We start from the raw sequence: 21,096 nt of genomic DNA on the forward strand, positions 1-21,096 counted from the left end.
GGCGCCGAGCCGCAAGGGGAGGTGCCGATCAGGCGGCCCAGCAGAGCAGCGCGCGGGCGCCCGGCGCCATTTCAAGCGAAGATAAGTCTTCGAGCAGGCCGACTGCGCCGAACGGCAAAGGGTCGTCTCCGATGCTGCAGCCGTCGGCCAGCGGAACGAGTGTCAGGCTTTGCCCGGTCGGTCCGACAAGGTCGCGATCGAAAGGCGCCGCCAGATGCAGGAGATGGAAGTGGGGCCCATCTACAAGGCGCTTGTTCGCCGCCGGGTCGATCGCGCAATGCGGCGCGCCGTGCGACGGCGCACCGTCGACAACCGCCAGCCCGTCATCAAGGTGCAAATCGCGCGGCCGGCCATAGTCGAAGAGGCGGTAGGTGCAGTCCGCATTCTGCTGCACCTCCACCAAGGTCAGCCCGCCGCCGATCGCGTGGATCGTGCCCGCCGCATTATAGAAGAATTCGCCCGCCTGCGCCGGCCGCCAATCGACCATGTCGACGATCGATCCATCCTGCGCCGCGGCGCGAAGTGCGGCCACGTCGGCGGGGGCTTTCAAGCCGAGGCCAAGTTCGGCCTCCGGTTCGGCGTCCAGGATCAGCCAGCATTCGTCCTTGCCGCGCGCATGTCCGGCGGCGCGTGCGCGGACATCGTCGGGGTGAACCTGAATCGACAGCCGCTCGGAGGTGAACAGGAATTTGATCATCAGTGGCGCGGCATCGCCGTCGGGATGCGCGAACCATATCTCGCCGATGCGCCTTTCGCCGAAGTCGCCGAATGCCGCGGGAATGTCGGTCCGTCCCCACGGCTTTTCGACGATATGCGGGGGAAGGCGGGTCAACATCGCAATGTCATGTGTCGCGTGCGCGAGGACGTCAAGCGACCGCGCGCATCAAGCGGCGCGATTGAGCCGGTTGGGGGTGCTCCCGCCGGGCTGGTCGAGCCAGAGACCGCGCGTGTCATAGACAATCTTGTCCGATCGTTCTTCGAGCGGGATCGATTTGAACAGGTCGTGATCGACGAGCACGATCAGCAGGTCGCACTTCGCGAGTGCGGTATCGAGGTCGATGAGTTCGGATCCGGTACCGGCGAATTCGGCCGGTAGGCCGCGCGCATAGGGCTCGACGATGTCGACCTGCTTGCCGAAGCGGCGAGCGAGGGCGACCGCCACCTCGACCGCGGGACTTTCGCGGAAATCATCGATGTTCGGTTTGAAGGCGAGGCCGAGGCAGGCGACGCGCGCCTGCGGGTGCTGCGACACCAGCATTTCGGCGGCGCCGATGACATGCGCGGTCTTCGCGAGATTGACTTCGCGCGCGGTACGGATCAGGCGGCTGTGATCGGGCGCCCCATGAACGAGGAACCAGGGATCGACGGCAATGCAATGGCCGCCGACGCCGGGGCCGGGCTGAAGGATGTTGACGCGCGGGTGGCGGTTGGCGAGGCGGATCACCTCCCAGACATCGACGCCCATTTCCTCGGCCATCATCGACAATTCATTGGCGAAGGCGATGTTGACATCGCGGTAGCTGTTTTCGACGAGCTTGACCATTTCGGCGGCGCGCGCCGAGGTCGTGATGCAGGCACCGCGCACGAACTGGCGGTAGAAAGTCATCGCACGGCGCGCACAGCGCGGCGTGATACCGCCAATACAGCGGTCATTATCGACCAGCTCGACCAGAATGCGGCCCGGGAGGACACGTTCCGGACAATAGGCGATGAAGATCTCGGCGGCACCGGCGCACGCGCCTGGCACCTTAAGGTCGGGTCGCAATTCGGCGATCAGCGCGGCGACCATTTCGGTCGTGCCGACGGGCGATGTCGATTCGAGGATGACAAGATTGCCGGCTTGCAATTTGGGCGCAATCGCGCGGGCTGCCGCCAGCACATAGCTGATGTCGGGGCGATGATCGGCGTCGTGCGGCGTCGGCACGGCGATCACGAAGCTGTCGGCGGGCGCGACTTCGGTCGAAGCGGTGAGCGCGCCGCGCGCGACGACGCCCTGGACGAGCCCGTCGAGATCGACCTCCTCAATATGCACCTTGCCGCTGTTGACCGTTTCGACGACCTTCTCGCTGACATCGACGCCGGTGACGCGGCAACCCGACCGCGCGATCAGCGCCGCGGTTGGCAGCCCGATATAGCCGAGGCCGAGGACGGTAACTTGCTGGTCGGTATCAATGGGCACGCGCGACAATCTCCGCAATTCGCTGGGCGGCGAGGCCGTCGCCGAACGGATTGTGCGCGCGGGCCATCGCCGAATAGGCTTCGCTATCGTCCAAAAGGCTGAAAATTTCGGTAACGATACGGTCCTTGTCGGTGCCGACGAGCTTTGCCGTGCCTGCCGTAATGCCTTCGGGTCGCTCGGTCGTCTCGCGCATGACGAGCACTGGTTTGCCGAGAGAAGGCGCTTCCTCTTGCACGCCGCCGCTGTCGGTCAGCACGAGATCGGCTTCGGCGAGCAGGCGCACGAAATGCGGATAATCGAGCGGGTCGATCAGCGCGACGTTGGAAAGCGCGGCGAGCAGCGGCTCCATCGCGCTGCGGACCTGCGGGTTCGGGTGGACGGGAAAGATCACCGCGACGTCGGGGCGCGCGGCGATGGCTGCGATCGCCTCGGCGATCGCGCGCATCCCCTCGCCGAAATTCTCGCGCCGATGCGAGGTGACGGCGATGATCCGCTTCCTCGCATATCGTTTTACCAGCGGATCGAGGCCAGCTGCGAGCGACGGGTCTTCGTTGATGCGCGCGTTCGTTGCGAGCAGGGCATCGATGACGGTGTTGCCGGTGATGTGAATCCGCTCGTCCGGCACATTCTCCGAACGCAGCGCAGCGGCGGCGGTCTCGGTCGGGGCGAAATGCAGGTCGGCGACCGAGCCTGTGACCTTGCGATTTACCTCCTCGGGCCAGGGATGATAGATATCTCCGCTGCGCAGCCCCGCCTCGACATGGCCGACAGGTATCTTGCGGAAATAGGCGGCGAGCGTTGCTGCCATTGTTGTCAATGTATCGCCATGAACGAGAATGCGGTCCGGCCTTTCTGTGTCGAAAGTCTCGCCGAGTCCGGTGACCAGTCTCGCGAGAAGGGCATCGAGCGACTGGCTCGGGGTCATGATGTCGAGATCGACGTCGGGAATGATTCGGGCTATTGCAAGAACCTGGTCGAGCATCTCGCGGTGCTGGGCGGTCACGCAGACACGAACGTCGATGCCGTTGGTGCGCTGAAGCGCGTGAATCACGGGAAACATCTTGATAGCTTCGGGTCGTGTGCCGAACACGACAACGATTTTTCGCGCCGCTGAATGCTGTGATGAACGCAATTCCGGACTCATAAGGCAAAGGCTTTCTCGGCGATTCCTTCGCCCGCCTTAGCGCAAAGCTCTTGCCGCTGGCTTAACTTGCCACTATTCGCCCGGCCGTTCGCGGAATTCTGGTTCGAAACGATCGGATACGCCTCCCGTGGGCCGTAACACATGCCGTCGAGGGGGGCGGCAGGTGATGCATTTGTCTGTAATTTCAGAGTTCTACTCGTAAAGCCCCATATGTCCTTACTTGGTTTTCTGAAGCGCCGGCGAGGCGAAGAGCGCGGTTCGCGCGCGGCGGAGCCGCGTGTGCCCGCTGGCGAGCGAGTTTATGCGATCGGGGACATTCATGGTCGTGACGATCTGTTCGAGCAATTGTTGGCGAAGATCGAGGCCGACAACGCCGGCCGAGGCCAGGCGAAAACGACGCTAATCCTGCTCGGCGACCTCGTCGATCGCGGACCCGATTCTGCATCTGTCATCGAGCGCGCGATCCGCATCGGGGCTCCGTTCGACAAGGTGACTCTTCTCATCGGAAATCATGAGGAATGTTTTCTGTCCGCGCTTTCGGGCGACTTGCGGCGCGTGCGCTATTTTATCCGGATCGGCGGCGATGCGACCATAAGAAGCTATTGGTGCGACGATGCCGCCTATGCCGCAGCGGACTTTGAAGAGGTTGCCGAGCGCCTGCCGCATCTGGTTCCCCAATCGCACATCGATTTTCTGGGGCGCGGCGAAGATATGGTTCAGATCGGAGATTATGTGTTCGTCCATGCCGGCGTCCGGCCTGGCATCCCGCTCGATCGGCAGCAATTGTCGGATTTGCGTTGGATTCGTGACGAGTTTATCGATGGCGAGCATGATCATGGCGCAACCGTAGTTTACGGCCATACGATTTCGGATGGCGTCGATGAGGCGCGTGGACGCATCGGCATCGACACCGGCGCATATCTAACGGGCCGCTTGACAGCCGTTGGACTGGAGGGAAGCGAACGCTGGTTTCTCGACACGGCGGACGCTGAGCCCCAATAGGAGAAGCTCATTGCCGCCTTCGTCACCTCGATCCGGGCTTGGCTTAGCTGGCTCGAGCGCGTAGCTGATACCAAATCTGAATTTTGAATGGACGCATTGATGAAGCCGAAGACGAAGATGGCAAGGCTGGATGATCTGACCATTCGCCGGGCTATCTGGATGGTTGGCGCCTTTGTGGCGATCGTCGCCCTGATGGGGGGAGGGTCGCGTTATGACATCTCCTCGGCACCGCTTCTTCGCGCCGCGTCGATTTTGTTCGCGGCCGTGTCGATCGCGCTGATGCCGTCCCGGGCCTTGACCGGCCTTCGCGTTCCGCTTGCGCTGATCGCGGCGCTGGCGGTGTGGATGGGCATCCAGCTGACGCCTCTTCCGCCTAGCCTTTGGGCATCGCTGCCGCTGCGTGGGCCGATTTGGGAGATCGACCAATTGCTTGGCGCGCCCGAGCACTGGCGCCCGATCAGCATGGCGCCTTCGCTGACGATGAACAGCTTGCTGTCGCTGTGTGTTCCCTTTGCCGCATTTCTGGTGGCCGCGGCGCTACCGGCAGCCGAGCGAGTTCGGCTGTGGTGGGCGATCTGGGCTTTTGGTCTCGCGTCGGTGGTGTTCGGGCTGTTGCAGATTATGGGCGGACCGCGCAGCGTTTTTTATCTGTATCGGATTACTAATGACACGTCGCCGGTCGGCCTTTTTGCCAATCGCAATCATCATGCGCTTCTGCTTTCTATATCAATCCTCGCAGCTGGATGGCTGATATCGAACGAGATATTGCGCCGAAACGGACGCCCGCTCGTTGTCCCCGCGTTGGCCGCCAGCATAGTGCTTTTCTTACTGTTCACGCTGGTAATCGGCTCGCGGATGGGATTGATATGCGGTGCCGCCAGTACGATCATGGCTTATGCCGTCGTCCGCTGGTCCTATCGCTTTCGGGCCAAGCCGATCAATCAGGCCCGCACGCTGCAGCGGGGGCGTCATCGATCTTCGGATCGTTTCGGCGTTGCGCGGCGGATTGCTCTCAATGTCCTGCCGCTCGTACTTATTGTCGGCCTCGGAATTCTCTTCTACTTTTCCGGGCGCGACAATACGGTTGGGCGACTGTTCCAGGGTGACGGCGTCGAGGAGTTTCGCATTGCTACACTGGCGACGGTCACGGCACTGATGAAGCAGGTCTGGCTGCTCGGCGCGGGTTTCGGATCGTTTGCGCGCGTCTATCAGATCGTCGAGCCCGACGCGCTGCTGCGCGAAGCCTATTTCAACCAAGCACACAATGACTGGTTTCAGATCGTCATCGAGGGCGGCCTGCCTGCCGTGCTGATATTTGCCGGCGGCGCGATATGGATCTTGCTACAATTGGTTTCAGCCGCGCGCGCCCGCGGAGTGCCGTTGCGCGGGGAGATGGCCGAGACAGTGACGGTGGCGGCCACATTTGCTGTACTCATCTCGGGTGCGGCGGTCGATTATCCTCTTCGCGTGCCGTCTATTATGATGGTCGCGGCCATTCTTATCGTCATCCTTGTGCGTCACCGCGAGGAGGCTTTCAATACCAACCGCGGCACTAAAGCTGCTTTCGCCACCTGATGTTTCGCCCTATGGGCGAACGACTTTACCGAAGATTCTCGGCTTGAAAGAAGAATATGCCTCGTTTGCATCGCCTAATCGCATTAACTTTGCTCGGGTTGGCGGCCTGCGCTGGAAAGCAGCCAGTGGCGGTTGTCCCCGCCAGCGGGGTGACGCTTCTGGACGCGCTTCCTCAGCCGACGAGCCGCGATGCGCAACAGGCAACCCGACAGACCTTTGTTGGCTCCTTTACGGAGCTTTCGGTCGACGTGTACGGCATTCCCGATCTTCAGCGCGAGATATTGACCGACGGCGAGGGCAAATTCTCGTTCCCGTTGATCGGAACGCTAGACGGCGCTGGCAAGTCGCCCACGCAACTGGCTGGAGAGATCGAGGATAGGCTGCGTGGGCGGTTTGTTCGCGATCCTCAGGTTACAGTCAACTTCAAGGCCGCGACCAGCCCGCTTCACCTACTGTCGCAGGCCGTCACCGTCGATGGCCAAGTACAGCGCCCAGGCCAGTATCCTCTCGTTGGTCGACAGACCCTGATGCGGGCGGTATCGCTGGCGGGCGGGCTGACCGAGTTGGCCAAGCGGGACGACGTGCTGGTGTTCCGCAAGGTCGAGAACCAGCAGTATGTCGGGATCTATAACTTGCAGGCAATCAGGCGCGGCAATTACGCCGACCCCGAGATTTTTCCGAACGATGTGATCGTGGTCGGCGATTCTTCGCAGCGCCGCCTTTTTGAGGATGTGATCAAAGCGGCCACGCTTCTCAGCACTCCGCTCATTGTCCTGACCAATCTCACCAACAACAATTGATCGCGCGATCGTATTTTCTGAACGGATGATAGCGAAGATGGATACCCCAAACACCGCGCGCTCGATCGGAAGTTCGGCGAGTCCCGCCGACCGGCGAGGTGAGGCTGAGCCATATCGCGGCGGGCTTTTTGACATGCATATGGTCGAAAGAGCCTTTGTCGCCCTATTGAATCGTAAGGCTTGGGTCATCGGCAGCATTCTGGCCTGTCTAACGATTGGCTTGGCCATCACTTTCCTGATGACGCCGTTATATACTAGCACGTCGCGGATCGAAATTTCTCCCCAAGCTCCAGTGGAAACCGACGTCGAGGGCGCGCGCGAAAAGACGATTTCCAATGAGATCGCCTTTTTCAATACTCAGTACAGCTTGCTGGAATCGCGCTCGCTTGCGGCTCGTACAGTCCGAGCCGGAAACCTTCTAAACGACAAGGATTTCCTCGCCCAATACGATCTCACCGGGGGTGAGGAGGGCACACCCAACAGTGCCCAGCGCGCGCGTATGGCTGAACGAGCGGAAAAGATTTTGCTCGACGCAGTGAGCATCGAGCCGGTGCGCCAGTCGAGTCTTGTCGATGTGTCCTTCTCGACGCCTTCGGCAACGCTTTCCGCGAAGTTGACCAATCTGTGGGTCCAGCAGTTCGTTGCAGCTAATCTCGATCGCCGTTTCTCTGCAACGAGTGACGCGCGGCGGTTCTTGGAGCAACGTATCGGTTCGCTGCGCCGCAATCTTGAGGATTCGGAGCGCGAGCTGATTACCTATGCGGCGAACAACGACATCATTACGCTCGAGACCCGCAGCGACCCAGGAACAGGACGGACGATCGGTGACCGAACACTTGTTGCAGCCGATGTCGAAAAGATCAGCACCGCGCTTTCAGTTGCGCGCGACGCTCGCATTGCAGCCGAAAGCCAACTGAGCAGTTCAGTTTCGTCGACGGATCTGTCGAGCAACGCCGCAGTGAGCGCCCTTCGTCAGCGGCGCGCTGAATTGATGGCAGATCTTGCCCGTCTGCGGAAGATTTTCGGTGAAGAGTATCCCGAAATTGTCGCCAAAAAGGAACAACTTGCAGCGCTGAATCAGTCCGTGTCGACTGAAACGCAACGCTCGCGTGCGCTCAATCAGGAGAGCTATGCGAGCGCATTGAAGCGCGAGAAAGAGTTACAGGCGGAACTCGACCGGCTGACTGGCAAATATCGTGACCAGCAGCGCCGGTCGATCGAATATGCCATCCTCCAACGAGAGGTCGATACCAATCGCCAGCTTTATGACGGCCTGTTGCAGCGTTACAAGGAAATTGGCGCCGCCGGCGTCGGGACGAATAACATTGCAGTAGTCGATACGGCAACGCCATCGCCTGGTCCGTCGAGTCCCAAGCTAATCCTCAATGTTGCGCTGGCGTTGATCGCCGGGTTCGGACTGGCCGGGGCGCTGGTTTTCCTGCTCGAACAGCTCGATCAGTCGATCCGCGACCCGAGCGAAGTGAGCGACCGATTCGGCCTGCCGCTGCTGGGTTCGATTCCCAAGGTCGACGCGGACACCTTCGAAGAGCTGCTCCTCGACAAGAAGTCGATGATCTACGAAGCCTATTTCGCTGCGCAGACCAACTTGACGTTCCTTACCAATCATGGCGCGCCGCGCAGCTTCATGCTGACTTCCACGCGACCTGCCGAAGGAAAAAGCAGCTCGGCGCTGAGCTTAGCCAGCGTATTCGGTCAAACGGGCAAGAAAGTCATGTTAATCGACGCTGATATTCGCAGCCCCTCGCTCAACGAATTGCTCGACGTCGATAACCGTAATGGCCTGAGCAACTATCTGACTGGATTTGACAAGGTGAGCGAACTGATTGCTTCGTCGCCTGAATTTGGCTTTGACTATATTCTCGCCGGGCCTATGCCGCCGAACGCCGCCGAACTATTCAGTTCGTCGCGGCTCAGCGAGCTTGTCGAGCTATTGCTGCGCGATTATGACCATGTCATTCTCGACGCGCCGCCGGTGCTCGGCCTTGCCGATGCGCCATTGCTCGCGCGGCCGGTGGAGGGCGTCATTTTCACGATTGACGCCTCGAGTAGCAGCGCCCGCGCGATCAAGTCGGCGCTCAACCGCTTGCGGCAGACCGACGCACAGATTTTTGGAGCGCTCGTTACCAAGGTCGGCAGACGCAACGAAATCTACGGCTATGGCTACGGCTACGGCTACGGCTACGGCTACGGCTACGGCTATGGCTATGGCGCAGACAAAAGCCGCGGCAACAGCGAGTAAACGGAGCGAACGGCGAAGCGCGGCGATTAATTATGAAGATGTCGGCTAAATTCTCTCTGCTGATCGGTTCCGGCCTGCTGGCGGCGGGCGTGGTCTGGGCTCAGTCGACTGTGATCGTCTACGAGCGTCGGGCGCCCGGCCGCGCGGCTATGATTGGTATCCCGCCGCAAGGATGGACAAAGGCGTCGCTTAGCCACGCGCTGCAGGGGGCACGGCTGGTCAAGAATCCTGAATCCGCTCCAGGGTCGTTAGAGCGCCAGTTAGCGCAGGAGGCGTTTGCCGCTGAACCGCTTGCCACGCCCGCGCTGTCGGTCCTGATCCAGTCGCTGGCTGCGGACGGGACGCAGCGCAAGTCCGAGCGACTGATCGAGCTCGCGGCGGAACTCAGCCGGCGCGACAATCTCGTTAATGCGATGCAGATTGACGAGGCGTTGAAGCGGAAGCAGACCCAACGCGCGATGGGCCTTCTCGGGCGCGCGATGTCAGTCGATTACGAAGTCCGTTATATGTATCTTGAGCGAATGGCTGCCGGCACTGCCAGCGCTGGGGCTTCCGATGTTCTAGTGCCAATGCTCGGTCGTAACCCGAAATGGAGCCTGGACTATTGGAATGCGGTTCTGAGGGTGCCAAACGCGCTCGTGCGTGCGGGCGAAATTCGGCGTCGGATCGCCGGGACCCCTTGGAATGTCAATAATCCGAGCAAGACTGATTTCGAGTTGATCGCCGAGTTGGCGAAGCGGGGCCACCCGGCGCTCGCGCGTGATATTGCAAGCAGTCTCGGCATGTCGGTGACGTCGAGCGGCGAATTGTTGGCCGGTTCGATGTTCAACCATCAGCCCCGCTTCGTTCCGTTCGAATGGGAATTGCTTCAGACCGGTGACGTGGGGGCGACGATCGACTCCAAGGCGGGCACCTTGGCGATATCCAGCCTGCCGGGCGCATCGGGCGTGGTAGCGCGCCAGCTGATAGAAATTTCCGCTCCCGGCGTCTATCGCTTGCGATGGAGCTTAGCGGGCTTGGCTGCCAATCCCGATGCGCTGCTGAAGTTTCGCCTGACCTGCGCCGAACCGACCCGAGCGGGTCCGCCGATCCCCCCCATCACGATCGGCGAAGGTAACGGCAGTGCTGTTTTGACGATCCCGACCAGCTCATGCGCATGGTATGGCGCGACGTTAGAATTCGGAGCCCAGAGTAGCTCGGTCGGCACGGACATTGCGATAGAGCGGCTCAGCCTGCGCCGTGAGTGAAGCGACTTTGGCAAAAAGGCGCAACCCAGTTCTATCTGATACCCACCCCCATGGAGAATTGCATGCGCCGTAAAATATTCGTGACCGGCACCGCCGGCTTCATCGGATTTCACTTGGCGAAACTGTTGCTCGCCGAGGGGTTTGAAGTCGTCGGGTTCGACGGGATGACCGATTATTATGACGTGGAGTTGAAGCGCCGACGCCACCAGATTTTGCTGCAGAATCAGCATTTCTCCGCTGTCGAGGCGATGCTGGAGGATCGCGAGCGGATTGACGAGTCGATCGATCAATTCAGGCCTGATGTGATCGTGCACCTCGCCGCGCAGGCGGGAGTGCGCTATTCGCTCGAAAATCCGCACGCCTATCTGTCGGCGAATGTTATCGGAACCTTCAATGTTATGGAAGCGGCACGGCGCAACCAGGTCGGTCACCTGCTGATGGCTTCGACCTCGTCGGTCTATGGCGCAAACGACGACATGCCTTTTCATGAAAATGAAAAGGCCGACACGCAGCTGACCATCTATGCCGCGACCAAGAAGGCGACCGAATCTATGGCGCACGCCCATGCACATTTGTGGGACGTGCCGACGACGATGTTCCGGTTCTTCACCGTCTATGGACCGTGGGGACGCCCCGACATGGCGTTGTACAAGTTCGTCGATGCGATCCTCGATGACCGTCCAATCGACCTTTATAATGGCGGCGACATGTATCGTGACTTCACCTATGTCGACGATCTGGTCCGCGGCATCCGGCTACTGATTGACGCTGTGCCCGAACGTCCTGCTTCAAAGGTGGAGATCGAGCCGGGAGACAGCCTGTCGCCGGTCGCGCCCTTCCGCATCGTCAACATTGGCAATAACGACAAGGTGCGGTTGCTCGATTTCGTCGCCGCGATCGAGCATTCGCTCGGGAGGAAGGCCAAGAGCAATCTGATGCCGATGCAGATGGGCGATGTTCCAGCGACCTGGGCCGATGCCAGCCTGCTCGAACGGCTGACTGGATATCGTCCGCAAACGGACTTCCGCGACGGCATTGAACAATTCGTCACCTGGTACAGGGAATATTTCCGCAAATGACGTCCGACCAGATTGCACCGCTTCCCGAATTCGACACTGCGTCCATCGCCGTCATCGGCTTGGGCTATGTCGGCTTGCCACTCGCCGTCGAATTCGGACGCGTCCGGCCAGTCGTCGGTTTCGATATAAACCGGGACCGCATCGCGGCGCTCCGCAATGGGCGCGACGACACGCTGGAGACGACTGCGGACGAGCTTGCTGCAGCAACCGAGCTGGTGTTTTCTGACGATATCGCAGAGCTTGCGCAGGCGCGCGTTTATGTCGTGACAGTACCAACGCCAATCGATGCGCATAAGCGCCCCGATCTGACCCCTCTCGTCAAGGCTTCGGAAACGGTCGGCCGCGTTCTGAAGCGCGGCGATATCGTGATCTACGAAAGCACGGTCTATCCAGGCTGCACCGAGGAGGATTGCGTGCCGATCCTCGAACGGGTCAGCGGCCTTGTCTTCAATCGCGATTTCTTTGCCGGCTACAGTCCTGAGCGGATCAATCCGGGCGACAAGGAACACCGCCTGCCGACGATTCGCAAGGTGACGAGCGGGTCGACCCCCATTGTGGCCGAATGGGTCGACCGACTTTATGCGCAGATAATCACGGCGGGCACGTTCCGCGCCGAAAGCATCAAGGTCGCCGAAGCGGCGAAGGTGATTGAAAACACGCAGCGCGACCTCAACATCGCCCTCATGAACGAGCTGTCGATCATCTTCGGCCGGCTCGGCATCGACACGCACAGCGTTCTCGAAGCGGCCGGGACCAAGTGGAACTTTCTGAAATTCACGCCGGGCCTGGTCGGCGGCCACTGTATCGGGGTGGATCCCTATTATCTGACGCACAAGGCGCAGGCGGTCGGCTATCACCCCGAGGTGATCTTGGCCGGGCGGCGCGTCAACGACGGCATGGGCGGCTATATCGTCAGCCAGGTCGTGCGGTTGATGATAAAGCGCGGGCTGCCGGTTCAGGGCGCGCGCGTTCTGGTGCTCGGGCTGGCCTTTAAGGAAAACTGCCCCGATATCCGCAACACCCGGGTCGTTGATGTCGTCAGCGAGTTCCAGGAATATGGCGTCAAGGTCGACGTCCATGATCCGTGGGTCGACGCGGCCGAGGCGCAGCGCGAATATGGGATCGCGCTCGCTGATCCGGCCGTGGGCGATTATGATGCGGTCATTCTAGCGGTATCGCATCGTCAGTTCCTCGACGCCGGCGCAGAAGCCCTGCGCAAGTTGGGCAATGCTTCGTCAGTGCTCATCGATGTCAAGGGCACGTTAGGATTTGGTGAGAGCGATTTGCGCATCTGAATTGTGAACCGGGTCAGGGGAAGCGATGCAGCTCCGCAGTCTCATCCAGCTAACCGCGAGCGTCGGCGCCATAGGCCTGCTCGACCGCGTTGTAGCAGTCGGTCTCGGCATCATCTTTGCGCGCTGGCTAGGCCCCGACGAGTTTGGGACTTATGCCTTTGTCGTCACCGCAATCGCCCTGCTGTGCATTCCGGCGAAGCTCGGTATCCCTGAGCTATTGACGCGCGATATTGCCGCAGCGCGCGGTGGCGCCGAGCCGCTGGCGCTGGCCGGCTCGATCGTCAAAGGGTTTGCCATCGTCGGCATCGCGGCGATCGCGATCGTGGCGGTCGGGCAACTAGTCTTGCAGTTCACGGCCGATACGCCGATTAGCCGCCTCATGAGGATAGGCCTGTGGATGGTCATCCCTTCCGCCTTTTTTGAGGTTGCGGCGGGCATAATTCGCGGGTTTGGCCGGACTATAGCGTTTCAGCTCTATGGGTCGGTCTTACTGTCGGGGGCGACCCTAGGCATTGGCGCCTCGGCGATGATACTGCTCGACCAATATACCGCAAGAATCGCGATCGAAACACGCTTTGCAGCCTTTACTTTGTTGTTGATGACATGCTGTGTCCATCTCATTCTGATCCTGCGGCGGCTATCATCTGCCGATGGCGGCCGCATCCTCGGGACGGGAGAAATCTTGTCCACCGGATCGCGCTTCATGTTCAATTCGGTTATCAATATGGCGCTGATGCGGGTCGACCTGCTGGTCCTTGGCATTCTCGCAACCGAGAAAGCCGTTGGTCTCTATCGCGTTGCTGCCGAAGGCGGGTTGTTGGTGGCGTTTGGCTATACGGCCGTGACCACGGTCCTAACCCCTGAATATGCGCGGATGCACAAGGCGGGCGATCGCGAGCAGCTTCAGAAGACTGTGCGCCACGCAACATGGTTGATCCTCCTTATTGGGGGCTTGATTGCGCTTCCCTTGATCTTCGGATCGCACCTAGTCATCGGACTGGTGTTCGGCGAATCCTACACCCCGGCAAGTTTCGCACTGTCGATCATCGCGGCAGGATATCTGGTTTCGTTCCTGTTCGGCGACCCGATCTATATATTGAACATGACCGGCCATCACGACAGAGTGACTCTGCTCGTCGCGATCAGCTTGGTTGTTTCGTTGGTGCTGTGCCTGGTCCTGATTCCGTCGCTAGGTGGCACCGGGGCAGCAATCGCGGCATCGGTGGCGTTAATCTGCTATCGTTACCTCGCCTGCCGTGCCGTCTATCGGTGGCTGGGCGTGAATTGTGCGGTGTTTGGCGGCATGGTGAGCTTTGGTAAGGCCCGTGGCGGCCGGGCATGAGGCGGCTGCCCACAGCCTGAATAGAATCGCGGCAGCAGTCCCGTTCAATGTACCGTTTCATTAGAGGATTAAATGTGACCAAGTCGCTCCACAGTTTCCGATCGTCGAGCCAAGGATTGGCGAAAGTATCGCGTTTCGTGACCAATCGGAAGCTGCACAAACTGGCGCGCGAACATCATACTGCGGGCTATCCGCAGATGGCGATCTTTTCGCACGACCATATCGGGCACGTCATCAACATTGATGGTCGTTACGAGGATGACTATCTGTGCGCAGCTTTCGGGTGGCTTGGCGGTTTCGTGGAGGATATGGGCGAATCGGTGGCGCTTGACGTCGGTGCGAACATCGGCAACCACTCGATCTTCTTCGCAAGATATTTCCGCGAGGTTCATTCATTCGAACCCAATCCGCGGACGTTCGAACTTCTGAAATTCAACGCGGCGCAGGCGGCAAATGTTATTCCGCACCGGCAAGGCCTGTCGGACGCCGACGTCGTCGGAACGCTTCACGAAAATCCGACCAATATGGGCGGCACTTTCATAGAGGTCTGTGGGCCGGATACCGTGCCGGGCACAGGCGTGCCGCTGGCAACGCTCGACAGCTTCGTGCTCAACCGGACGCTCGGCCGTATCGGTTTCATCAAGATCGACACCGAAGGGTTCGAGGCACGGATTCTTCGGGGCGCGACGGCGGTCATCGCGGCGAACCATCCCGTCATAATGTTCGAACTGTCGCCGAGCGATTTCGGACCCAAGGGATCCGAGGTCGCCAATCTCTTGGCCGGTATGGGCTATGATTTCGTTTCGGTCGAAAGAAATTTCGAATTCGGCGAATCGCGGCTTGGCCGTTATTCAGGATTTCTGTTGCGGACACTTTTCGGCGAACGACTCGAAGTGCGACCGGTCGCGCGGTTCAACCCTGGCTTTTATCAGATGATCGTCGCGGTGCATCGCGATGTGAAAGTGGCCTGAGCCACGCCGTGCCGAACCCGCGTTTCACCATCTTCACTCCCACCTACAATCGCGCGCATACGCTGCCGCGGCTATATGCCAGTATCGTCGCGCAGGAGTTTCGGGATTTCGAATGGGTGATCGTCGACGACGGATCGATCGACTATACGCGCGAATTGGTGGAAGGGTGGGCGTGCGAGGCCGATTTCCCGATTCGCTATTTTTATCAGTCGCACGGCCACAAAAAGACCGCCTATAACTATGGCATTCGCGAAGCGCGCGGAGAGTTGTTGGCTTGCTGGGATAGCGATGATGCCGCGTTGCCGCAAGCATTGCGGATTCTTCATGAGGAATGGCTTGCAATCCCCGATGCAGAACGGACCGCCTACGTCGGCATAACGGGGCTATGTGCCTATGAGAACGGAACGGTCTTTGGCGACATTTACCCCCGCAGCCCCTATGACAGCAATCCCGTGGAATCGACACTATGCGACGGTATCCGGGGCGACAAGTCGGGCTTCCAGCGCGTCGATGTCCTTCGTCAATTTCCTTTTCCCGAATTTATCGAGGGCCTCGTTCCCGAAGGCGTCGTCTGGAACGCGATCGCGCGCCATTACAAGACGCGCTATATCAACAAGGCCGTTCTGACCTATCATGTCGAACAGGATTCGATCATCAACAGCCGCAATACGGTGACGAAGATGCGCAGCATGGCGGTCGGGCGCGGCTATTACACTGCGGAGTTTCTGACGCACGACTGGCGCTGGTTCTTTCGGGCGCCGATCGAGGTTCTCAAGATCGCGGCGAACCATACGCGCTATGCTTGGCACATACGGCGGGGCGGACGAAAAGATGGCTTTCCGCCGAAGAGCGTCGGGGGATGGCTGTTGAAACTGCTCGCATGGCCTGCCGGATTTCTCAGCTTCCTTTATGACGAGTGCTGGTCGCCGCGGACTTGATCGCCCGTGACGCCCGCGAGCAACTCCGCCCACTGGGCCAGAATTCGGTCGAGCGAGTAGGTAGTTGTGACCTCGCGGGCGCGGTCAGACAGGTTTTTGCGTTGGCCCGCGTCGGCCATGAGTGATCGCAGCGCGCTCGAAAGCCGCGCGGTCTGATCGTTGTCGGGAAGCAGCAGAAGACGTTGGCCATTATGGCTGAGCTCCGCGGGGCCGGTCGGAACATCGAACGCCACCGAAGCCAAGCCGTGCGCCATGGCTTCGAGAAGGCTGTTGGGAAACCCTTCGAAGCTCGACGACATGATATAGATGTCGGCGCGCTCGTACCAAACGCCGAGATTGCCGGCGAACCCAGGCAGATATATCCTTTCCTCCAATCCCCTCGCCGAAACCGAGGCCTGCAACGCTGACTTCAATTGGCCGTTGCCTAACATGACAAGTGTCCAATCGGGATATTGATCCGCCAGCGAAGCAAAGGCGTCAATTGCGAGCTCGGGCCGTTTCCCGGCGTCCATTCGACCAACCCAGAGAAGTATGCGCGTGGATGTGTCGGCCAGCAATGACGGCGGAACAGCAGGCTCCGCGTCCGTCATCGGCAGCAGCACTGGGTTTGCGATAATCGCTATCTGACTCCGCGGTACGTGTCGTCGCAGCCAGTCCGCCGTACCCTGCGTTTGCGCGACCAGCGCCGCAGCGAACGGGTAGGTCAGGCGACGCAAAAGGCGATAGGAGCGGGGTAGAGGCGGCGCGAGAAGGGGGGGGTAGGTCCGTTCGCAAGCGATGACGGGCACCCGGGTTCCCATCGCGGCCAGAATCGCCGCGACGTTCACATGAGGTAGAAATGAAACAATGACATCGGGGCCGAGGCTCCTTATAAACCGGCGCAACATCATGAGCCGGCTTAGCCGTCCGGCGGCCGGCTCGCAATGATCGGAGAGAAAATCGAGTTGAACTGCCGCTGACAATGGATAGACGCACTCCCCGCGCGCCGAAAAAGTCGGCATCAAGGTAACGCCGTGTCCGCGCGCCGTCCACGCATTAGCGAGCAGCGCCGCCACCCGTTCTGCACCGCCTCCCTGCATTGAAGATACCAGAAATAATATTTTCATTTCAGTGCCTTGGGTTATAAATAATTAATTGGTAGTCCTCATATGAACAATCGATCACATTATCAAGGGACTCTTCCGACTGATTACCGATACTATATTCTACCCCTCATATTGGCAGTTATAATTTCCTTGCTACCATGGCCGGACATTATTCTGTCTGGAACGCGCGGCGTTCTTATTGATAGGGAGGTCTATATTCAAAAGATTATTTATAGAGATAATCTTTTGAACTATTTTCATTTCAATAGTTACGTCGACTATTTCACGTCCGAATATTCTTGGTGGTTTCTGATGAAGCTTCTGGAAGACGGCCGACTCCCTGTTGACTATGAAACTATTTTTCAGATCATATCGACGCTTTTTCTCGTCACAGCGGCATTAATTGTCTACCGCCGCGGCGGGCTGCTTCCGTTGGTCTTCTTGGCCAATCCTCTCGTTTTCGAACTGGCCTATTCGCAGCTTCGTTCCGCGTTGGCGATCAGCATCCTTTATCTCGTCTACCTGTTTTTCCGGCGGTCGACCTATATCGCGATCGCGCTATGCCTTTTTGCCGCGACGATCCACACGACAATGGTCATTTTTCTGGCAATCTACATTCTATGTATCATGACCGCTGACGAAGGCGGGCGTTTGTCGCGCTGGCCGCTGGAAGTTCGCCTTGCCCTCGTCTTGGGCGCCGGCGTCGTCATGGGGCTGGCGATCGGGCCGTTGCGGGAAACTCTCCTCAACCTGATCGGCGACCGCCGCGCCGAGTATCTCGACCTTGCGGCCAGCCCCCTCTATCTCAGCTTCTGGGTCGGGCTCCTCGGCCTGTTTCTTCTCGATTTTCGGCACACCTTCCGTTCGGTCGAAGGCCGGTTTTCGCTATTCATTCTGTCGTTGGTGACGGTGAATGTGTTTACCGGCGGCTATTCCCAACGCTTTCTGGCCCTCGGATACCCCTTTGTCATCGCCACGATTTTCCTTGCTCGACCGTCGTTGAAGTCATTCGCGATTCCGGCGCTTTCCATCTACATGGTCGCGCAATGGATCTATTATTTCAACGGCTTTGCGGGGTAATCCTGCCCGGTGCGACATGTGCTTCACATCATCACCGGCCTCGGATCCGGGGGGGCCGAGCGGTCGCTGTTCAACCTGGCCGCGGCGGGTCCGGATGCCGGATTTGTCCATAGCGTCGTCTCGCTCGCGGACCACGGTCACTACGGGCCGCTGCTGAGGCAGCGGGGCGTCGCCGTCGCGGCGTTCGACATGCCGGGCGTCGCCGGACTTCCCGGCGCACTCGTCCGCATTCGGACCCTGACACGGCGCAAGCGTCCCGACATCGTCCAAGGATGGATGCCGCACGGCAACCTGATTGCAACGGCCGCCGCCGCGATGGCGGGCCGGCCGGTCGGCCTGGCGTGGAATATCCGCCAGTCGCTTTATGATTTGCGGGACGAAAAGCTGGCAACGCAATGGATCATTCGGGCCCTGAAAGGGCTGTCCGGCCGACCCGATGCGATCCTCTATAACAGCCATCAGGCGCGTGCGCACCACGAGGCACTCGGGTTCGCCCCAGCGCACGGCCGCGTAATTCCTAACGGCTTTAATACCGGGCGATGGAAACCCGACGTGCATCGCCGCGCGGCGCTGCGCTCCGCGCTCGGCATTGGCGATGCCGCGCCGCTGGCGGGATTCGTTGGGCGGTTTCACGCGCTCAAGGATGTGCCCGCCTTCATGGAAGCGGCCGCGATCGCGATGGCAGAGAATCCGCAGTTGCATTTCGTCATGGTCGGCGACGGACTGGCACGCGACAATGCAGCGCTGACACCGCTGTTCGCCGCGCTGCCGCCGCAGCGGTTTCATGCGCTGGGGCCGCGCGACGATATAGAGGCGATCTTGCCCGCGATGGACTTTTTCTGCCTGTCGTCGATAAGCGAGGCGTTTCCGAACGTGGTGGGGGAGGCGATGGCGAGCGGCCTGCCGTGCATCGCCACCGACGTTGGTGATTGTGCGCGGCTGATCGATGGACATGGGCGGATCGTCCCGCGCGGCGACCCTGCGGCGATGGCCGCGGCGATAAGCGACCTGGCGCGGATGGATGTTGCGCGCCGCGCTGAAATCGGCAAAGCGGCTCGGGCGCGGATCGAGGCCGGCTACAGCCTGCGGGCTACTGTCGATGCCTATACCCAACTCTATGATTCGATGATGAAAAGAGACGTTTGATGTGTGGTTTTGCGGGGTTCCTCGACCGGGGCGGATTTGCCGACGGCGAGGCGGTGCTGCGGCGGATGGCCGATACGATCGCGCATCGGGGCCCCGACAGCGATGGCTATTGGGTCGATGGCGAGGCGGGGATCGCGCTGGCGCACCGCCGGCTCGCCATCATCGACCTGTCGCCCGCGGGACATCAGCCGATGGCGAGCCACGACGGTCGCTATGTCCTAAGCTATAATGGCGAGATTTATAACCACCTCGACCTCCGTCGCGAGTTGGAGGCGGCAGGCCCGATCGCATGGCGCGGCCATTCGGATACTGAGACGCTGCTCCAGGGTTTTTCCAAGTGGGGCGTTGTCGGCACCCTCGAGCGCGCGAACGGAATGTTCGCGCTCGCGCTGTGGGATCGGGGCGAACGCAAGCTGTTCCTCGCGCGCGACCGCATGGGCGAAAAGCCGCTTTATTACGGCCTGCAGGGTGGGACGCTGCTGTTCGGTTCGGAGCTTAAGGCGCTGCGCCAGCATCCCGCGTGGCAGGGCGAGGTTGATCGCGACGTGTTGACGCTTTTCCTGCGCCACAATTATGTGCCCGGCCCCTATTCGATCTATCGCGGGATCGCCAAACTGCCGCCTGCGCACTATCTGGAAATCGGCCTCGACGACGACCAGCTGCCCGACCCGGTCGCCTTTTGGGACATTGCCGAAAAGGCGCAGAACGGGCGCGCGCAGCCATTTGCGGGGGCGCCCGACGCCGCCGTCGACGCGCTCGAAGATTTGCTGCTCGACGCGGTCGGCATGCGGATGGCGGCCGACGTTCCGCTCGGCGCCTTTCTATCGGGCGGCTATGATTCGAGCACGGTTGTCGCGTTGATGCAGCGCCAATCGGCGCGCCCGGTAAAGACGTTCTCGATCGGCTTTTCCGAAGAGGAGTATGACGAAGCCCATCATGCGAAGCGGGTCGCGGCGCACCTCGGCACCGATCATACCGAACTTTATGTAACGCCGCAGGACGCGCTCGACCAGATCCCGATACTGCCTCACCATTGGGACGAGCCCTTCGCCGATTCCTCGCAGATGCCAACGCTGCTGGTCAGTCGACTCGCCCGGTCTGAGGTCACGGTCAGTTTATCGGGCGATGGCGGCGACGAACTTTTCTGCGGTTATACGCGCTATACGCAGGGCTACGACATATGGCGGCGCCTCGGCCGAATGCCACGCGCGGTTCGCAAGCTGGCCGCGGGCGCGCTGCGCCTGACCCCGGCGGATCTCATCGACGGCACCATGAAGATGGCCCCCGCGCGGCTGCGCAAGATGGCGGTCGGCGACCGGTTGCTGAAGGTGGCCGACATTCTGGATGTCGAACAGGCTGAGGATTTCTATCGCTCGCTCGTTTCGCATTCAAAGGACCCGGCCGCGCTGGTGCCGGGCGCGCATGAACCACCTACAATTCTCACGACGCCCGACCACGATTGGCCCGCCCAGGGCGATTTTCGCGACCGGATGATGTATCTCGATATGCGCTCCTATCTTCCCGACGACATTTTGGTGAAGTTGGATCGAGCTAGCATGGCGGTCAGTCTGGAATCGCGCGTGCCGCTGCTCGATCATCGCGTCGTCGAATTCGCGCTTTCCCTCCCGCTGAAATACAAGCTGCGCGGCGGTGAAGCGAAGTGGTCACTTCGCCAGTTGCTTTATCGTTATGTCCCGCGCGAAATGATGGAGCGGCCCAAGATGGGATTCGGTGTTCCGATCGAACACTGGCTGCGAGGCCCGCTTCGATCGTGGGCCGACGACATGTTGGCGCCCGACCGCCTGAAGCGCGAAGGTTATTTCAACGCCGATGCGATCGGCCGCCTATGGTCCGATACGCGTAGCGGCCGACGCCGAATGCACTATTATGTGTGGGACATATTGATGTTCCAGGCGTGGCTGGACGCTCAATCGACCGCTTGAAATTCGGTGT

At 60.2% G+C, this 21,096-nt stretch carries 17 protein-coding genes; 13 read left to right on the forward strand and 4 right to left on the reverse strand.

The genetic code is table 11. From position 1 onward, the window contains the following. Window positions 1-28 precede the first annotated feature (28 nt). From AOA14_RS13480 to wecB, 3 genes are read right to left on the reverse strand one after another with little or no spacing between them, the layout of a single operon-like run. Complete coding sequence (locus AOA14_RS13480) at window positions 29-835, reverse strand: class I mannose-6-phosphate isomerase (protein ID WP_062902163.1); 807 nt, start codon at window positions 833-835, stop codon at window positions 29-31. A gap of 48 nt (window positions 836-883) precedes the next feature. Next, entirely contained in the window at window positions 884-2,179 is a 1,296-nt protein-coding gene (gene wecC / locus AOA14_RS13485; RefSeq protein ID WP_062903165.1) for a UDP-N-acetyl-D-mannosamine dehydrogenase, read from the reverse strand. Next, entirely contained in the window at window positions 2,169-3,239 is a 1,071-nt protein-coding gene (gene wecB, locus AOA14_RS13490; protein WP_275261199.1) for a non-hydrolyzing UDP-N-acetylglucosamine 2-epimerase, read from the reverse strand. The genes wecC and wecB overlap by 11 nt, the downstream gene beginning before the upstream one ends. A gap of 429 nt (window positions 3,240-3,668) precedes the next feature. Here wecB and AOA14_RS13495 point away from each other — a divergent pair, with 429 nt between their 5' ends. The 10 genes from AOA14_RS13495 to AOA14_RS13540 all read left to right on the forward strand — a co-directional run bounded on the left by AOA14_RS13495 (window position 3,669) and on the right by AOA14_RS13540 (window position 15,832). Further along, complete coding sequence (locus AOA14_RS13495) at window positions 3,669-4,325, forward strand: metallophosphoesterase (RefSeq protein ID WP_238929781.1); 657 nt, start codon at window positions 3,669-3,671, stop codon at window positions 4,323-4,325. A gap of 87 nt (window positions 4,326-4,412) precedes the next feature. Beyond that, window positions 4,413-5,900 (forward strand): O-antigen ligase family protein, encoded by a 1,488-nt coding sequence (locus tag AOA14_RS13500; RefSeq protein ID WP_062902165.1) that lies wholly within the window; start codon window positions 4,413-4,415, stop codon window positions 5,898-5,900. 149 nt (window positions 5,901-6,049) lie between these two features. Beyond that, a complete protein-coding gene (locus AOA14_RS13505) occupies window positions 6,050-6,700 on the forward strand; it encodes a polysaccharide biosynthesis/export family protein (protein WP_238929658.1) in 651 nt (216 codons plus the stop codon). Between the two features lie 139 nt (window positions 6,701-6,839). Further along, entirely contained in the window at window positions 6,840-8,960 is a 2,121-nt protein-coding gene (locus AOA14_RS13510) for a GumC family protein (RefSeq protein WP_238929659.1), read from the forward strand. A 32-nt stretch (window positions 8,961-8,992) separates the two neighbouring features. Next, the gene (locus AOA14_RS13515) at window positions 8,993-10,207 is read left to right on the forward strand and encodes a hypothetical protein (RefSeq protein WP_062902167.1); all 1,215 of its coding nucleotides are present in this window, start codon (window positions 8,993-8,995) and stop codon (window positions 10,205-10,207) included. Between the two features lie 62 nt (window positions 10,208-10,269). Then, the gene (locus AOA14_RS13520) at window positions 10,270-11,286 is read left to right on the forward strand and encodes an SDR family NAD(P)-dependent oxidoreductase (protein WP_238929660.1); all 1,017 of its coding nucleotides are present in this window, start codon (window positions 10,270-10,272) and stop codon (window positions 11,284-11,286) included. Beyond that, window positions 11,283-12,581, forward strand: coding sequence for a Vi polysaccharide biosynthesis UDP-N-acetylglucosamine C-6 dehydrogenase TviB (gene tviB / locus AOA14_RS13525; protein WP_062902169.1), 1,299 nt, complete (start codon window positions 11,283-11,285; stop codon window positions 12,579-12,581). The genes AOA14_RS13520 and tviB overlap by 4 nt, the downstream gene beginning before the upstream one ends. 25 nt (window positions 12,582-12,606) lie before the next feature. Continuing rightward, window positions 12,607-13,923, forward strand: coding sequence for an oligosaccharide flippase family protein (locus AOA14_RS13530; RefSeq protein ID WP_062902170.1), 1,317 nt, complete (start codon window positions 12,607-12,609; stop codon window positions 13,921-13,923). A gap of 74 nt (window positions 13,924-13,997) precedes the next feature. After that, window positions 13,998-14,894: an FkbM family methyltransferase gene (locus AOA14_RS13535; protein WP_202988264.1), complete on the forward strand. Its 897-nt coding sequence runs from the start codon at window positions 13,998-14,000 to the stop codon at window positions 14,892-14,894. Between the two features lie 8 nt (window positions 14,895-14,902). After that, window positions 14,903-15,832 (forward strand): glycosyltransferase family 2 protein, encoded by a 930-nt coding sequence (locus tag AOA14_RS13540; RefSeq protein WP_062902172.1) that lies wholly within the window; start codon window positions 14,903-14,905, stop codon window positions 15,830-15,832. On the opposite strand, the gene AOA14_RS13545 is transcribed toward AOA14_RS13540, so the two are convergent. Beyond that, the gene (locus AOA14_RS13545) at window positions 15,802-16,938 is read right to left on the reverse strand and encodes a glycosyltransferase family 4 protein (protein WP_082819932.1); all 1,137 of its coding nucleotides are present in this window, start codon (window positions 16,936-16,938) and stop codon (window positions 15,802-15,804) included. The genes AOA14_RS13540 and AOA14_RS13545 overlap by 31 nt on opposite strands. 225 nt (window positions 16,939-17,163) lie before the next feature. Here AOA14_RS13545 and AOA14_RS13550 point away from each other — a divergent pair, with 225 nt between their 5' ends. Genes AOA14_RS13550 through asnB form a run of 3 tightly spaced genes read left to right on the forward strand, consistent with a single transcriptional unit; the run spans window position 17,164 to window position 21,086 of the window. Next, window positions 17,164-17,997 carry an EpsG family protein gene (locus AOA14_RS13550; RefSeq protein WP_062902174.1) on the forward strand — a complete coding sequence of 278 codons (834 nt, stop codon included), beginning with the start codon at window positions 17,164-17,166 and terminating at the stop codon, window positions 17,995-17,997. Between the two features lie 18 nt (window positions 17,998-18,015). Further along, window positions 18,016-19,143: a glycosyltransferase gene (locus tag AOA14_RS13555; protein ID WP_062902175.1), complete on the forward strand. Its 1,128-nt coding sequence runs from the start codon at window positions 18,016-18,018 to the stop codon at window positions 19,141-19,143. Further along, on the forward strand, window positions 19,143-21,086 hold the full coding sequence (gene asnB / locus AOA14_RS13560) for an asparagine synthase (glutamine-hydrolyzing) (protein ID WP_062902176.1): 1,944 nt from the start codon (window positions 19,143-19,145) through the stop codon (window positions 21,084-21,086). Before AOA14_RS13555 ends, asnB begins: the two co-directional genes overlap by 1 nt. The last annotated feature ends 10 nt before the right edge of the window (window positions 21,087-21,096 follow it).

Source organism: Sphingopyxis terrae subsp. terrae NBRC 15098, assembly GCF_001610975.1.
Lineage (GTDB): Bacteria > Pseudomonadota > Alphaproteobacteria > Sphingomonadales > Sphingomonadaceae > Sphingopyxis > Sphingopyxis terrae_A.